Origin of the sequence: Fictibacillus sp. KU28468, from assembly GCF_026153615.1 — a bacterium.
In the GTDB taxonomy this organism is placed as follows: Bacteria; Bacillota; Bacilli; order Bacillales; family Fictibacillaceae; genus Fictibacillus_C; species Fictibacillus_C marinisediminis.
The window spans coordinates 1042030-1057488 of record NZ_CP110666.1; the positions used below are offsets into that span (position 1 = coordinate 1042030).

A 15459-nucleotide genomic window follows, 5' to 3' on the forward strand; every position below is an offset into this window, starting at 1 on the left:
GTTTTATTTCACCTTTCTTTGGCTGCGCAAAATGATCGGGATAATCGTTCCTGCAAGGACAAGCCCGAATGCGATTGCCCCTGAAATCAGGAAGGTTTGTGAGCCGAGCTGGATCGCGGCGTTGTAATCATTCTCGACCAGCTGCCTCATCGTGTCATAGGCACCGCCGCCTGGTACGAGCGGGATGATGCCGGAGACACTGAAGATGATGACAGGCATACGGTGGATCCGGGCATACAGGTGGCTGATGGCCGCTACCACAAATGAGGCCATCGCGGTGGCCAGAACCAGATCGAACTGGCTGTTTCCTGACATCCCTTCAAAGATGAGCCAGCCGATCATCCCGCAGATGCCGCCGGGGATGACAGCCTTTTTTGGAACGTTAAATAGAATACCAAACCCGGCCGAAGCAATAAAGCTCGTCCAAATTGCTTCAATCATGTGCATCGTATTTCCTCCTCACAGCGTAACGATAACAAAAGCAATGCCTGTTCCGATGGCAAAGGCCGTCAGCATCGCTTCAGCTCCTAATGAGATGCCGGAAACAAGGTGACCGGCCATCAGATCCCGTACCGCATTTGTGATCAGCACACCCGGCACAAGCGGCATCACGGCTCCGATAATAATCTTATCGAGCTGGTCTCCAATGCCGGCCGTGATGGCAAGCTTGGCAATCAGGCCGATAAAAAACGCAGCAAGAAGCTCAGAGAAAAAGCGGACCGAAATGTAGCGTTTTGAAAATAAGAAAATGGCATAACCGACACCTCCGGCGATCATGGAAGGCAAAAAGTCGTTCCAGTTTCCTTTGAACATGAGGGCGAAGCAGCCGCTCACGAGAATGGCAGCCACAACCTGAAGCCATGTTGGATACGCTTCAGGTGTGACTTCAATCTTTTTCAATTCCTTTTTTGCCGTCTCCAGTGAAAGGGATTCATTGGCCACTTTTCGTGACAGATCATTGACGAGAACGACGACATGCAGATCTGTCGACCGGTCGAGGATCCTGACAATCTTCGTATAATCCTTTGTTTTTCCCTTTTCAAGCAACGATAGAATAATGGCGGTCGGTGTAACGAAAACCTGGGCGGCTTCCATATTATAGTTTTGCGCAAGCCGGGTGATCGTATCTTCAACCCGGTAGGTTTCTGCACCATTTTGAAGCATGAGCCTGCCTGCCAAAAGGCATACTTCCATTACATCTTCAATTTTATTCTTAGGCATAGTAGGCCCCCTTTCAGGAGATTAGTTCATAGATTTTTCTGTTGACTTTAGAAATTGCCTGCCTGCAAAAAATACAGCGCCTGCAAATAGAAAAGAGGCAAATAAAAATTCTGCACGATTTCCAACCTTGTAAAACATCGAGCCGATCATCGGTCCGGCCGCCATACCTAAGTACCGGAAAAAGTTATAAACGCCTATGGCTGTTGCACGATTATGCTGAAAAGCCCGTGCCAGCAGGGTGGTTTGGACAGGGAGTGACAGCCCAAGACAAAGACCGAAAAGTGAGATGCTCGTGATTAAAACGGGAAGTGATACTGAAGATAAAAAAACAAATAAAACGGTGGCAAGAACATTTAAGCTTGATGTTACAATCAGGAAATTTTTCGGATTGCCCCTTTCCTGGAGCCGTCCGCCAACATAGCTTCCTGCCACTAAGAACAAGGACATAGGAAGGAAAACCAAGCCTTTTTCGCTGGCCGATAAACCATAGAAGGCTGCGAGCAGATGAGGCAGGAAAACGAGAAAATTATAAAACGTATAATATTGAATAAATCCAAGAAGAACGATAGCAAGTCCGGTTCTTTTCTTAAGTACAATGGTGAAATCCGAAAAGCTGAATCCTTTTCTTGATACCCCTGCAGGCTTTGTTTCAGGAAGAAGCTTTAAATTAGCAAAAAACATCAGCAGGCCAGTTCCTGTGAGTACCCAAAATACACCTTGATAACCAGTATACCCTCCAACAAAGCCTCCAACAACAGGCCCAACTACCGGGCCGAGCGCTACAAGCATTTGAAAGGTTCCCATAGAACGTCCAAGGGCCTTTCCTTCAAATAAATCTCCGATGACAGTGGTTGCGACGACAGATCCTGCTGCTATTCCTGCTGCCTGAACAGCCCGGAATAAGAGGAGTGTCCATATGTTAGGGGATAACGCCGCACCGGCTGAAGCGGCAACATAAAGAAGTATTGCAGGAAGCAGCACTTTTCTCCGGCCGATCTTATCTGTCAACGGGCCATAAACAATCTGCATCATAGCGAGTATGAAAGTAAAGATGGAAATCGTTAAATTCACAATGAATCCCGAGGTCTGAAATTCATGCTGGATTTCAGGGAGGATCGGTGTATAGATCGTTTGTGTGAAGGGACCAAAGAATGCAGCAAAGGCTACACAATAAAGTATGATTTTTTTATTCAATGAAGAGATCCGCCTTTCCAATATAACCGCCTATTCATTTTAAAAAACAGATTTAAAATTTCATAATATTAACTTTCTGACTTTACTATTTTACACTTTTCTTATCATACGGCAAATCATATATTCAGCAATAGAAGAAATAGAATAAACCTTGATTTATTTGCTCACTCTAATGATAGGAGAGTAGCTTTAAAGGGAAGGTGAAGGAGATGCCGGAAGATGAACAAGTCAATCAAGAATCAGAGGAAATCAAACCGGTTGACTCTGCGGCTGCAAAAAACCTGGAGTTTGTAAATCAGGTCCTTCATCAAAGCAGTGATTTGAAAACAAGAGACATCAATCATAATGGATCAGCAGGGATTGTCATCTACCTGGAATCGATCGCTGATACTGAAAAAATTCAAAACAGTATACTGGAACCGTTAAACAGACAGCCGAAAATAAACATCATGGCAGGCATTACGAATGCAGAAATGATACAGCTTAACGATTTGAATGAAGCCATAAAAAAATTGCTGACGGGAAACTGCCTTCTGCTTTTGGACGGGATGGACAGTGTTTACGCCATCAATGTCCAGTTAGAAATCACCCGGCCTCCTGAAGAGCCCTACAATGAAAAAGTCGTCCGAGGTTCACATGAAGGCTTTGTCGAGAACATAAACCAAAACCTCGGATTGATCCGCAGGCGCATCGAAAATGAGAGTCTAGTCTTTAAGCAGTATATTTTGGGTAAAAAAACAAAATCAAAAGTGGTCATCGCTTATATGGATGATTTGGTGAATAAAGAAATATTGGCGGAAGTGGACCGGAGAATCTGTTCTATTTCAACAGACATGATTTTTAGTCCGGGGTATATGGAAGAGTTTCTGGAAAATAAATCATTCTCGCCTTTTCCGCAAATGCTTCCTACAGAACGTCCGGACCGGACGATGGCACACTTAATGGATGGTAGGATTGCTCTCTTGGCAGAAGGGAGCGCAACCGCATTAATTTTACCGGTAACGTTCCTTTCCTTTTTTCAATCGCCTGATGATTTTAACAGCCGACTCCTCTCTGGTTCTTTTTTTCGCTTGCTGAGGATGGTAAGTTTTCTGGTGGCCATGACACTGCCCGCGATATACATAGCCATTATTGGATTTCATTTTGAGATATTACCGAATGAGCTCGTTCTTCCTATTAAGTCATCATTGGAAGGTATTCCTTTCCCGCCTATTGTTGAGGCCTTCATCATGGTGTTTACAATTGAGCTGATCCGCGAGGCGGGGGTGAGGCTCCCCACTCCGATCGGCCAAACAATCGGTATCGTTGGCGGTTTAGTCATCGGTGATGCCGTAGTAAACGCCGGCTTTATCTCCAACGTGATGGTCATTGTCATTGCGGTTACGGCGGTCGCATCGTTTACAGTTCCAACCTATGAAATGGGTGCTTCGATTCGTATCTTGACGTTTCCTCTGATGATTGCCGCCTCTCTTCTTGGCTTCCTGGGCATTGTTATGGGGCTGATGGTCATCCTGCTGCATCTGTGTAAATTGGAATCAATTGGCACTCCATATTTCTCACCTTTTGGGCCGTTTAATCTCAGTGGCTTAAAAGATGCAATCGTTCGCTTTCCGATATGGAAACTGAATGATCGGCCGATGGACACTTTGCCGCAAAAAATAAAGAAGCAAAACAAAACCAGAGGATGGAATAAAAATGAAACTAAGAAATGAGGACAATATTACATCCTTTCAGTTAATCTTCTTCATCGTCCAGGCTCAGGTCGGAGTAGGAATCTTATCTATGCCATACAATATTTACACACAAGCTGGACATGACAGCTGGATCTCTGTATTAATCGGAGGCTGTATTGTACAAGTTCTATTAGTTTTATTCTGGTACACCATGAAAAGATATCCAGCCATGACCATTTTTGAAATTTTTGATCATAGTGCGGGGCTCTGGATTGGCGGAGTGATTAAATTTCTATATATCATTTTTTTTATTTTGATCGGCGCGAGCATTCTTTCTCTATTTGCAGAGATGATCAACTTATGGATTCTTCCTTTGACCCCCAGGTGGCTGCTTATTATTCTAATGGCGGTTATCGGAATCTATGCAATAAGGGGGCCGGTTAAATTTCTTGCGAGGTTTTTTGTATTTGTCTCAATCATGCTGATCATTTTTGTATTACTTGTCATTAACGCTTTTTTTGAAGCGAATTACTTGAATATTTTCCCTGTAGGTGAGAGTGGCTTTTTTCCAATTTTAAAAGGGACGGAGAAAGCTTTTTTCTCCATGCTGGGATTTGAACTTTTTCTGGTCATTGCCCCTTATGCAGATTCAAAGCCGATTAAGAAATTAAAGTCCATTTCCATCGCCAATCTAATCGTTACATTGTTTTATGCTTTCTTAACACTGATCTGTATTCTCTTCTTTGGTATTAATGAATTTAAACTGGTTCCCCAGCCGCTGCTGTATATGATAAAATCCTTTTCATTTAAAGTTCTTGAACGGATTGATTTGCTGTTTTTGTCCATGTGGATCGTTTCGGTTGCCACATCTTATATGGCCTTCTTGTTTGGCGCTTCAAGAGGAATGATGTCCTTTTCAAAAAAACATCAGGATCATACTCCTTTCGTTATTTTTGCTGCAATACCCACTGTCATTCTTGCGCTCATACCTGAGGGGGGGTATGAGGTTGGAAAGTTTACCAATTCCGTTACGTATTTAAGCTATATATTCGTAATCGGGATTCCAATCCTGTTTTTTATCATAACTGCTTTTACCTATATAAAGGAGAAAAAAGTGTTATGAAAAATAAATGGACAAGAATAATCTGCGTGCTGTTCTTGATCGCTTCGATAATCCCCTTGATGACAGGATGCTGGGATCAGCGTCTCATCAAGGAATCCAGGCTTATTTTAGCAGTAGGGCTAGATCTTGCTCCTAACGGAAAAATAAGGGACACCGTCGTATATCCAGTTGTAAACAAATCTTCTCAAGCGGTCGCTATGGTAAAAAGTGTGGTTGTAACTTCAACCGGAGACACCACACGTGATGCGCGGTTTAACCTCGATAAAAAAGTTTCACAGATGTTCGATGCTTCAAGAAACCGCATCTTCTTATTTGGTGAAAAGCTGGCCCGAAAAGATATGTATTCCAGCCTCGATGTCATTTACAGGGATCCCAGAGGGTCCGTTAACGCCATGGTGGCCGTTGTGAAGGGACAGGCTAAAAAAGGGCTGGAAATTCAGCCTCAGGATTCAACGCTATTGGATATCTATTATCCTGAACTGATAAGAAGTGCCAGTAATATCGGCCTCTATGATATAGAAACCGTCCAATCGATCTGTACGCTCATGTTTGATGAAGGGAATGATTATCTGCTGCCATACTTGAAGATCATCGAGAAGCAGCAAAGAGCATCAGTGATCGGAACAGCGATGTTTCATAGGAACAAAATGACAGGATCATTAAACGGTAGAGAGTCCACTCTGCTGCTGCTCTTGAACAATGTTAAAAATCCTTACCCTCGATTTACATTTAAAATCAGCAAAAGGCAAGAAATTAATGAAAAGAATTACATGACCATTCTTGTTAATGATATTGAACGGAAAATGAAAATTAACATTTCCCACAATCAAAAAGTACATGTTAAACTAAATTTGAAAATGGATGTAAATGTAAATGAACTTCCGATGGATCATCTGGACAATCCCAAAAAAGCAACAAAGCTGGATCGTTTATTATCACGAGAAATGAATAATCTTGCTAATAAAACGATTAAAAAAATGCAAAAAGCCAACTGTGATGAGCTTGGGATCGGCAAGAAGATTCGAGCGTTTCACAATTCCGATTGGAAGAGGATGAACTGGGATAAAGATTATTCAAAGATCACCATTGAACCAAATGTAAAAGTTACGATCACTCAGCATGGCATTATTAACTAATGAATAGGCTCTAATTGCCGATAGTAGAAGAGGAGAATAATTCATAGGGGGAAATATTAATCATGCGTAAAAAGGCAATGAAATGGATTGTAACAGCAGCTCTGATGGCCAGCATTATTCTTCCATCCCATGCAGCTGCAGCGTCACCAACTTATTCGGTGACTCCAAACAGTAAAACCTACAAAGGACTCATGATGAACTTCAGTACGTATAATTCGTATACGAAGCATTATTATTTGCTGCGGTCGTACTTGGAACAGCTGGAAAAGACGGGTGGAGGTACTCTCGTTTTAAACAGAGGAACGTACACAATTTCCAACACCCTGTATGTTCCGTCCAATGTAACCCTGAAATTAAAGGACGGAGTGAACATTGTGAAAGGAACGAAGACCGGGACGAGTGTCTTTCAGTCAGCGAAATCTATCTTTCAGCTGATCCGTCCTTCCAAATCGGCAAAGAGCAGTATATATGGAGAATATAACGGAGAGAAAAACATCTCTTTTATCGGTGAAGGTTCAGCCGTAATCGATATGAAGTACACACAAGATGGAATTGCCATAATTGCAGGCCATAACATGAATATAAATGTAAAAAACATTACGTTCCGAAATATGCAATCTGGCCATTTTATTGAAATGGATGCAACGTCACACGCAACCATCGCACATAATCGTTTTCTTGATTCCAAGCCTTCGCCTAACAGGAATAAAGAAGCCATCAACCTTGATACACCGGATCATTCTACATTAGGATGGAGCCAGAAATGGAGCACGTTCGACCGTACACCGAACCAGAATGTAACCATTGAAGATAATGAGTTTAAAAATCTTGACCGGGCGGTTGGGACTCATAAGTATTCAGGCGGAAAATATCATGATCAGGTTGTCATCAAGGACAATACGATAGAAAAAACACGTCAGGATGCCATTCGCGTCATGAACTGGTCAAACGCTGTCATAGAAGACAATACCATCAAAAATGTAGCTGACGGAACTGGGAGTTACAGGGGGATATTGGCCAGTGGTGCCATCCATCCGAAGTTTGAAAATAACGTCATAGAGGATGCGGCAAGACCTATGCAATTTCTCGTGTGGCGAAACACAGGACCGGGTTCACAGTACGATACGATCTACAATGATTTAAATGAAGAGGATATCAACACTTTAAAGACGAATAAAGTGAAGACACCGACAGAAGGATTTATCCGGATCAATAAAGAATATAATTCCTTCACAAAGCAAAATACCGATTTAATTCCTGTGAAAATCATGAACTAACTGGAGGAGTGAGGCTAGCTCACTCCTTTTATTTATAATGACATTCTAAGGGAGGAAGAGGTCAATTAAAATCGCTGCATTCCGTTCTTTTTTTGCTGCAGGAGGAACCATCATTTTACTGTTGGCATCCTGTACGATTCAAGTGGATAAAAAAGAAGAAAATGTTACCGTAATTCCTGATGTAAACTATAAAGCGGATCAAACGATGCATTTGAAATTAAAAGAGATGAGAAAGAAAAAGCCGGATGGCGAGCCGCTTTATAAGGTATATAAAGATCTCCCCTTAATTGATGTGCATAACCACCAATCTCCAGAATTTCCCTATATGGAATGGGATAGACTTGGAGTGGATCGTACGGTTTTATTTGGTGGTATTTCTGAACCAGAGGCAATGAAAACAGATGAGCTCGCCTGGAAGGATTATGAGGAACGCCCTGAGCAGGTGTATCCATCCTTTGCGGGCATCAACATTTATTCTGAAAAAGGGATAGCCTATACTAGGAAAAACCTTGAAAATGGTTACTTAAACATCGGTGAATTGGCGGCTGCTTCAACTTATTCGCCAATTGTCTCTTCTGTTAAATGGAAGGCGGAAACTCCGTCTTCTGGGAAACTCAATGAGATTTATAAACTGGCTGGCCGGTATAAAGTTCCTGTGCTTTTGCATATCGATCCTGCTTATGGTCCGCCTATAGGGGGATTGCAAAGGGTGCTTACCCGTTTTCCGAAGGTCAATTTCATTTACGCTCATGCCAACGTTGCCTCCTCGCCAGAAAATATAGAAGCATTGCTTTCTAAATACAGCAATTTATTCATTGACTTTTATGCAGGATATACTGAATATGGCGATGGCAGTGAATATGAACTGAAAGATTTTGTGCCCTTGATGGAAAATTATCCAGATCGTTTTTTGTTTGGCAGTGATTCTGGATATGGAATTGGGTATGATGGGGCTATTGCCGCTATTTATGAGATGATTGATCTATTAAGCGATAAAACAGCAGTGAAAGTCGCATATCAAAACTATGAATCACTGATTGAAAGACAGCCTCCTACCCAAACACAAATGAACAAAATTAAATCACTTTCGAAAGGTTCGGCAAAGTATAAGCTGAACAAAAGAGAAGCAAACGAACTGATCATGAAGCTGGCGGACAAGCGCAAAAAAGAAGGATCCTAAAAGGATCCTTCTTTTTGAGCTGATTTTCTAAAGGGTTAGATCCAGCTAAAGCCGAAACCGTGGCAACAGCGGCGGCGTCTATGGCAACCGCAATGTTTTTTCTTTCGCTTTTTGCAGAAGAAAGAACTTGAAGAAGAAGAGGAAGAAGAAGATTCGCATTTATGTTTCTTTCCTGTGCTGAACTTTTTGTGCTTTTTTTCGAAGCCCATTCGTGCATCCCCCTTGAAAATGGATTCCAGAAATAAATTCCGGTTAAGATATCATATGAGAGGATGCAGAAGGTGGACTAGACCTCTGTTCTTGTTTTATAACTATTTTTCTAGTAGAAATAGTTTTTTTGTCTATTGGAATAAGCAGCTTATAATTTCCACTGGCATTCACCTCTTCAATCATCTTTCCTCAAACTGTTATCAATCTACACTTCGTAATTTATCCAAATCATCTATTCATGAACTTTATGAACAAAATGCTCTTTATGTATAAAACAGTCATTTTTAAACAGTTTTTGATATGATAGTTGAATAAATGTACTAGGCAACGCTGATTTCTCAGGCAGGTATTGACTATCTGTTGAAGTTGAAGGGGTGCAATGCTGATGTTGGAAGGAAACAAAAACGTATCTGCGATTTTGCAGACAGCATGTATAGGGATCACGGGTGCACTCCTGTTCCTGTTGATACACATGCCATTGCCATGGCTGTTAGGTTCGCTCACTGCTGTTGTGGTATGGAGGAAGTTATCAAAACAGCCGCTGTACTGGCCGATCGGATTCAGGCATACGGCTATTATTTTTCTGGGATCAATGCTAGGAACTTCTTTTACAGCAGGAACAGTAAAAGAAATGGTGCTTCAGTTTCCTTTTATGGCTTCTACAACCGTTATTACGGTTCTATTTTGCCTCGTTCTGGCTTTCTACACGGTAAAACATATAAAAATTGATCTGGCGAGCAGTATCTTTGGAAGTGTTCCCGGCGGAATGTCACAGGTCGTGGTTATGAGCGAAGAAACGATGGAGGTGGATACAACGACCGTGGTCCTCATGCAGACGATCCGTTCAGTATCTGTCATCTTTTTCGTCCCCTTTTTAACGGTTCACGGAATTGGCGGTGAAGTTCGTCCATCTACGGCTCCACAGGTAAATGCTGCTGAGTCGGGGACATGGGTGCAGTATGCTGTTTTTGCTGCTATCGCCTTGTTTGGCGCCTGGGGAGGAAAGAGGATCAGGCTTCCAGCCGGCTTTTTGACAGGATCTCTGATCGCTGTCTCAGTATCCGTTTCGTTAGGATTGCAAGCCCCTCATGTTCCGTCATATTTCATTCTCGTTGCCCAAATTTTCCTCGGAATCCACATTGGCCGGCAGTTTAATCCACAAATGGAGGGGAATGTGAAGAAACTAGGCATCTACACGATTGGAAACAGTCTTTTGCTCGTCCTGTTTTCTTTAGGGATTGCTTTTTTGCTCAGCAAATGGACGCCAATGGACTTTACTACAGCGTTTTTGAGTGCTGCACCAGGAGGCATCGCTGAGATGGGAGTTACCGCTTCCGCAGTTCATGCAGATCTTTCCATGGTTACAGGTTATCAGCTGTTTCGTATCTTTTTTATTATGTTTGCTGTTCTGCCCCTGGCTCAATGGTGGGTGAGAAAACGGAAAAAGATAGCTAAATCAGCATAAAAAAGCTTGAAGATCATTATGATTCTTCAAGCTTTTTTTTATGGCTTTTTAAGTTTTTACCCTAGCGAAGTTGTTTGAATATTCGATAAGGATCAATTATGTTCGAGTTTCGCTCAATTATCATCGGATTAGGCTCAATTCCAGCCTTGCTTCGCTCAATTCCATGATATCAAGCTGATTTCCGCACATCTTCAGCCTGCTGTTTTCCCTTGTGCAAGAGAGACACAGCGAGATACAGGACGAGAAAGACTGCCATAAACAGAGCGGATAGGCGATACATGCCGGCATATCCCTGATGCATGGCGATCAGACCCAGCAGCATCGAACCTGCAGCTACTCCTAAGTCGAGCGAATTAAAGAACATGCTGTTGGCTAAGCCGCGTTGTTCCACGGGTACTGCTTTTATCATCCAAGCCTGTACGGAAGGCTGAATCATGCCATACCCAAAGCCATAAAGCATCGCGGACAGGATGATATACCCTGTGGAAGAGGCTATGGAAAGCGTAAAGAGGCCGCACATCACGGAGATGGCCCCCGCTGTCAGTAAGCTAAAATGACCTTTGCTGTCAAAAATCTTTCCGGAAAAGGGACGGATGATAAAGATGGCAAGGGCGTTAAATAAAAAGAAGTAGCTGATATGGGTGAGGTGGGCTTCTTTTCCAAATAGAGCAAGGAAACTAAGCAGCCCTCCATACGTAATGGATAATAACAGGTTTAATAGCCCAGGAAGAGCAATTTTTTTAAGGGCTTCTCCCGTACTGTGATTGGCTTTTTTCAATGGTTCCGCACTAGGCGGGGCTGGAAGAACGGCGGCGGACCGGTTCACGAACGCCAGCGGGAAAATAAGAATTAAAACAACAGTCCCGGCAGCTGCCAGTGTTCCAAACCCGTAGTTGCCAAGCAATGAAAGGCCGATAATCGGGCCGAGTGACATCGCTAAGCTCGTTGAAAGCCCGAAATAGCCGATTCCTTCACCCATCCGTTTTTGGGGTATAACGTCAGCTGCCATGGTAGGCAAGGTTGTGCTTGATAGTCCGAAGCCTATCCCAAAAAGCACACGCATGACAAGAAGGAGAAGAATAGATCCGCACCAATAATAGCCGGCTGTCGATAGCGCGGCGATGGCGATCCCACAATAAAGAATGACAGATGCTTTTCCTTTTCGAAGAATTCCCGCTGCAAAAAAACGGGTGGCGATGGCAGAAAGAGCAAACAGGCTCGTAACAAGGCTGACGGTAAAATCACTGGCTTGAAAGGCATCTTTCGTATAGACAGGAAACGAAGGAAGTATCATCTGCAAATTTAAAAATAAAAGCAAATTGCATACGGTTATGATAATAAATTCCTTGCTCCAAAGTTTTTCTTGGTGTGAATTCAATTGCATGGCTCCTAACTGTTGATGATGTCATCAATATTTTTGCTTAATTTCTCAAGGACTTCTTTAAACCGTTCCACTTCTGCCGGTTCAATTCCGGCAAGGATTTCTTTCATGGTTTCAGCTTCAATGGGAACGGTCTTGGAGGCGATTTCCTCGCCTTTTTCCGTAAGGGAGACAATAAAAGCTCTGCGGTCCGTTTCGCTCATTTGCTTTTGAATCAGTTCTTTTTTCATAAGGATATCGAGGATTCTAGCCGTGGTTGGCTGGTCTTTAGCCGTTCGGCGGGCAAGTTCTTTCTGGGTAATGCCCCCGTCCTCGAATAACTGATAAAGAACCGACCATTGTTCGGGTGTAATATCAAATTCACGAAAGCGATGCATAAGCAAATTTATTGTTTTCCTGCTTGTCTGGTTAATTAAAAAGCCGACAGAAACATCTTTATGTTGTGATTGCAAAATCATCGTTCCTCTCATAAAAAATACTTGTTAAGACAATTATAAGTAAAACATATATTTATAAAGAATGCAATACACACAAAAAAACCCGCTGCCAGAAGCAGCGGGGAAACATTCGAAAAATTTTCAGACCTCAGGATACAGTTTAACAAATTATGTAAAAACAGTCTACTTTTTTTAAAGTGCTGCTGATACCATTAAAAGCAGAGAGACTGAAGGGAGAATGAAAAATGTTGGTATTTCAGCAGCAGCGTTATCAATGCAAAACAGAGTGGGGAGTCAGGGGGGCAAGAGAAGCAGCAGAGCGGGGAGACATTATTGTTGTGGTTGATGTTTTAAGCTTTTCATCCACCGTTGTTACGGCACTAAGTTATGGTGCTAAGATTTTTCCCTATCCTCCGCCAATCAATGAAGAAGCCAAAAAATATGCAGAGGAAATCGGAGCAGAGCTTTTATCAGGAAGAGCAGAAGCTTTGAAATGGGGGATGCATTCTCTTTCACCGGCATCATTCAGTTTGCTTGACCAAGAAAAGAAGTTTGTGATGTGCTCGTTGAATGGTGCAGCGTGCATTTGGGCTGCCAGAAAAGTTCCTGCACTGCTGATCGGCTGTCTGCTGAATGCATCGGCCGCTGCGGGAAAGGCCGAACAGCTGCAAAAGCAGTCAGGTGCTGACATCACCGTGGTGGCATGCGGTGAGAGATGGGGAAATCCGCAGCAGGCTGAAAATAACATCAGACCAGGTATCGAGGATTATCTCGGTGCAGGTGCCATACTTTCGAAACTTAACGGAAGTAAATCGCCTGAAGCACAAGTATGTATAGGCGCTTATCTTTATCAAAAGGAAAACATTCAAGAAGTCATTTGGAACTGCGGCAGCGGACTGGAGCTGCGTGAACGCGGATTTTCTGAAGATGTGCGGCATTGTACGAAGATGGATGAGTTTGATCTTGTACCCCAGTTGAAAGGGAATGTTTTTGCCAGGAGCTGATTTCATGGCCTGTCCCATACCAAATAAAGTCCTGATCGGATAGGCCAAAATCAGGATCTCTATATGAACAACCTGCAGTGCGTTATATTACACCCACTTGTAAATCAGCTTTTGATAGATTTTGTCTGATGGTTTTTCGCTGTCAGGGTAAATATCGATAATCATGATTTTTTCGCCATCAATCGTTTTTTCGAATGTCTCCCCGATCCAAACCTTCATTTTTTTACACTTCCAAAATCATTTTGAAAGGCCAGCAGTGCCGTTTTTGAACAAATATCAATATTTACACCCTGTTTTTGAAGTTTGGAAATAAGCTCCTTAAGTTTTTTTGTCATGCTTCCTCATTCCTTTTTATTAGAATAAAGGCATATCAGCCCGCTTAACTTTAATAAACCATTCAAATCCAATTCTATTTCTTCTGTTCTTATAAACAGTATACCGCGTATAGGTGTTTTCATTTGACTTTTGAAAAAAATCCCACAACTATTGTTTTTTCATCGAAAGTTTGGATGAAAGTAAAAGAAATAACAAAAGTGTTGACCTTCATGTATATACAAGTTACAATACAAAACAAGACATGTATATACAAGTTTCCGCTTTTTTATGAAAGCGATTTAAAAACGCACTGCTTTACATCACTTTTCAAAATTTAGCCTTGATTACAAAACGCGTGAACAAGGCTGTTTTATAAAAGTTATATGTAAACGGTATCAAGGAGGAAGGTTATATGGACATCAGGCAAACCGCTGAACAAATTGTAGAAGCTGTAGGCGGCAAAGAAAACATCGGTGCAGCAACTCATTGTGTGACCAGACTTCGCTTTGCACTAAATGATGAAAATCAAGTCAACAAAGAAAAGCTTGAAAATATTGATGCGGTGAAGGGATCTTTTTCCACAAACGGCCAATTTCAAGTCGTCATCGGACAAGGACTCGTGGACAAAGTTTATAATGAGCTCGTCGAGGCTGCAGGAATAGGTAAAGCAACAAAGGAAGACATCAAAAATGCGGCTGAACAGAAACTGAATCCTATACAGCGGGCCGTAAAAACATTAGCTGATATTTTTATTCCAATCCTTCCGGCAATCGTTACAGCTGGTCTGCTCATGGGGATAAACAATATCCTTACTGGGCCGGGGATTTTTTATGAGGGAAAATCTTTTGTCGATGTAAATACCGCTTGGAAAGATCTTGCGGATATGATCAATGTGATTGCCAACACAGCGTTTGCTTTTCTTCCTGGATTAATCGGCTGGTCAGCCGTCAAGAAGTTCGGGGGAAATCCTCTGCTGGGGATCGTCCTGGGTTTGATGCTTGTGCATCCAAGTCTTCTTAACGCATGGGATTACGGAAAAGCGCTTGAAGCTGGAAAAGTGCCGCACTGGAATTTATTCGGTTTACAGATTGAGAAGATCGGCTATCAAGGCCAGGTGCTTCCTGTTCTGCTGGCATCCTATGTGCTGGCGAAAATAGAAGTGTTTTTAAATAAAAAGGTACCGGATGCGTTTAAATTGCTTATCGTTGCTCCGATTGCCCTGCTCGTTACAGGTTTTCTTTCCTTTATCGTTATTGGCCCGATTACATTTGGAATCGCAAACTTTTTAACTGATGGACTTGTCAGCATTTTTGACAACTTTGCTGCTTTAGGAGGGCTTATCTATGGCGGTCTCTACGCTCTGCTTGTTGTAACAGGCATGCACCATACCTTCCTGGCGGTAGATCTTCAGCTCATCGGAAGCAAGGGAGGAACCTTTTTATGGCCAATGCTCGCTCTTTCTAATATTGCTCAAGGATCCGCAGCTCTGGCTATGATGTTTATCTCAAAAGACGAAAAGGTAAAAGGATTGTCCTTTACATCAGCTGTTTCTGCGTATTTAGGAATAACTGAACCTGCACTGTTTGGGGTTAATCTGAGGTTCAGATATCCCTTCATCTGTGCGATCATCGGTTCTGCGATCGCGGGGGTATTCATTACTATAAATAAAGTTAAAGCTTCTTCCATCGGTGTCGGCGGAATACCTGGTTTTCTTTCTATTTTCCCGGATAAATGGGCGCCTTTCTTTATTGGAATGGCCATCGCAATTGTCGTTCCGTTTGTATTAACATACCTCTTTGCCAAAGTAAAAAAAGCGAAATAACGGACAAGTACAGCTGGCTTA

The 15459-nt window shown here is 42.4% G+C and carries 14 protein-coding genes; 8 read left to right on the forward strand and 6 right to left on the reverse strand.

Features of this window, described 5'->3' with window-relative positions; genetic code table 11:
- Positions 1 to 3: 3 nt before the first annotated feature.
- From OKX00_RS05245 to OKX00_RS05255, 3 genes are read right to left on the reverse strand one after another with little or no spacing between them, the layout of a single operon-like run.
- Positions 4 to 447: a threonine/serine exporter family protein gene (locus OKX00_RS05245; RefSeq protein ID WP_053357170.1), complete on the reverse strand. Its 444-nt coding sequence runs from the start codon at positions 445 to 447 to the stop codon at positions 4 to 6.
- A gap of 12 nt (positions 448 to 459) precedes the next feature.
- Positions 460 to 1221, reverse strand: a complete 762-nt coding sequence (locus tag OKX00_RS05250; RefSeq protein WP_265409692.1) for a threonine/serine exporter family protein — start codon at positions 1219 to 1221, stop codon at positions 460 to 462.
- 21 nt (positions 1222 to 1242) lie between these two features.
- A complete protein-coding gene (locus OKX00_RS05255) occupies positions 1243 to 2415 on the reverse strand; it encodes an MFS transporter (RefSeq protein ID WP_265409693.1) in 1173 nt (390 codons plus the stop codon).
- 209 nt (positions 2416 to 2624) lie between these two features.
- Between OKX00_RS05255 and OKX00_RS05260 the strand changes: the two genes are divergently transcribed.
- The 6 genes from OKX00_RS05260 to OKX00_RS05285 all read left to right on the forward strand — a co-directional run bounded on the left by OKX00_RS05260 (position 2625) and on the right by OKX00_RS05285 (position 10479).
- Complete coding sequence (locus OKX00_RS05260) at positions 2625 to 4127, forward strand: spore germination protein (RefSeq protein ID WP_265409694.1); 1503 nt, start codon at positions 2625 to 2627, stop codon at positions 4125 to 4127.
- The gene (locus OKX00_RS05265; protein WP_265409695.1) at positions 4111 to 5211 is read left to right on the forward strand and encodes a GerAB/ArcD/ProY family transporter; all 1101 of its coding nucleotides are present in this window, start codon (positions 4111 to 4113) and stop codon (positions 5209 to 5211) included. Before OKX00_RS05260 ends, OKX00_RS05265 begins: the two co-directional genes overlap by 17 nt.
- Entirely contained in the window at positions 5208 to 6347 is a 1140-nt protein-coding gene (locus OKX00_RS05270; protein ID WP_265409696.1) for a Ger(x)C family spore germination protein, read from the forward strand. Before OKX00_RS05265 ends, OKX00_RS05270 begins: the two co-directional genes overlap by 4 nt.
- 62 nt (positions 6348 to 6409) lie before the next feature.
- Positions 6410 to 7624 carry a right-handed parallel beta-helix repeat-containing protein gene (locus tag OKX00_RS05275; protein ID WP_265409697.1) on the forward strand — a complete coding sequence of 405 codons (1215 nt, stop codon included), beginning with the start codon at positions 6410 to 6412 and terminating at the stop codon, positions 7622 to 7624.
- A gap of 121 nt (positions 7625 to 7745) precedes the next feature.
- The gene (locus OKX00_RS05280) at positions 7746 to 8804 is read left to right on the forward strand and encodes an amidohydrolase family protein (protein WP_265409698.1); all 1059 of its coding nucleotides are present in this window, start codon (positions 7746 to 7748) and stop codon (positions 8802 to 8804) included.
- A gap of 595 nt (positions 8805 to 9399) precedes the next feature.
- Positions 9400 to 10479 carry an AbrB family transcriptional regulator gene (locus OKX00_RS05285; RefSeq protein ID WP_265409699.1) on the forward strand — a complete coding sequence of 360 codons (1080 nt, stop codon included), beginning with the start codon at positions 9400 to 9402 and terminating at the stop codon, positions 10477 to 10479.
- Between the two features lie 169 nt (positions 10480 to 10648).
- Here the strand turns inward: OKX00_RS05285 and OKX00_RS05290 are convergent, their stop codons facing one another.
- Positions 10649 to 11863: an MFS transporter gene (locus OKX00_RS05290; RefSeq protein WP_416054302.1), complete on the reverse strand. Its 1215-nt coding sequence runs from the start codon at positions 11861 to 11863 to the stop codon at positions 10649 to 10651.
- 5 nt (positions 11864 to 11868) lie between these two features.
- Positions 11869 to 12318, reverse strand: a complete 450-nt coding sequence (locus tag OKX00_RS05295; protein WP_062232880.1) for a MarR family winged helix-turn-helix transcriptional regulator — start codon at positions 12316 to 12318, stop codon at positions 11869 to 11871.
- 224 nt (positions 12319 to 12542) lie between these two features.
- Between OKX00_RS05295 and OKX00_RS05300 the strand changes: the two genes are divergently transcribed.
- On the forward strand, positions 12543 to 13301 hold the full coding sequence (locus OKX00_RS05300) for a 2-phosphosulfolactate phosphatase (protein ID WP_265409701.1): 759 nt from the start codon (positions 12543 to 12545) through the stop codon (positions 13299 to 13301).
- Positions 13302 to 13388: 87 nt separating this feature from the next.
- On the opposite strand, the gene OKX00_RS05305 is transcribed toward OKX00_RS05300, so the two are convergent.
- Complete coding sequence (locus tag OKX00_RS05305) at positions 13389 to 13520, reverse strand: hypothetical protein (protein WP_255357543.1); 132 nt, start codon at positions 13518 to 13520, stop codon at positions 13389 to 13391.
- Positions 13521 to 14028: 508 nt separating this feature from the next.
- Here OKX00_RS05305 and treP point away from each other — a divergent pair.
- A complete protein-coding gene (treP, locus tag OKX00_RS05310; RefSeq protein ID WP_062232884.1) occupies positions 14029 to 15438 on the forward strand; it encodes a PTS system trehalose-specific EIIBC component in 1410 nt (469 codons plus the stop codon).
- Positions 15439 to 15459: the final 21 nt, after the last annotated feature.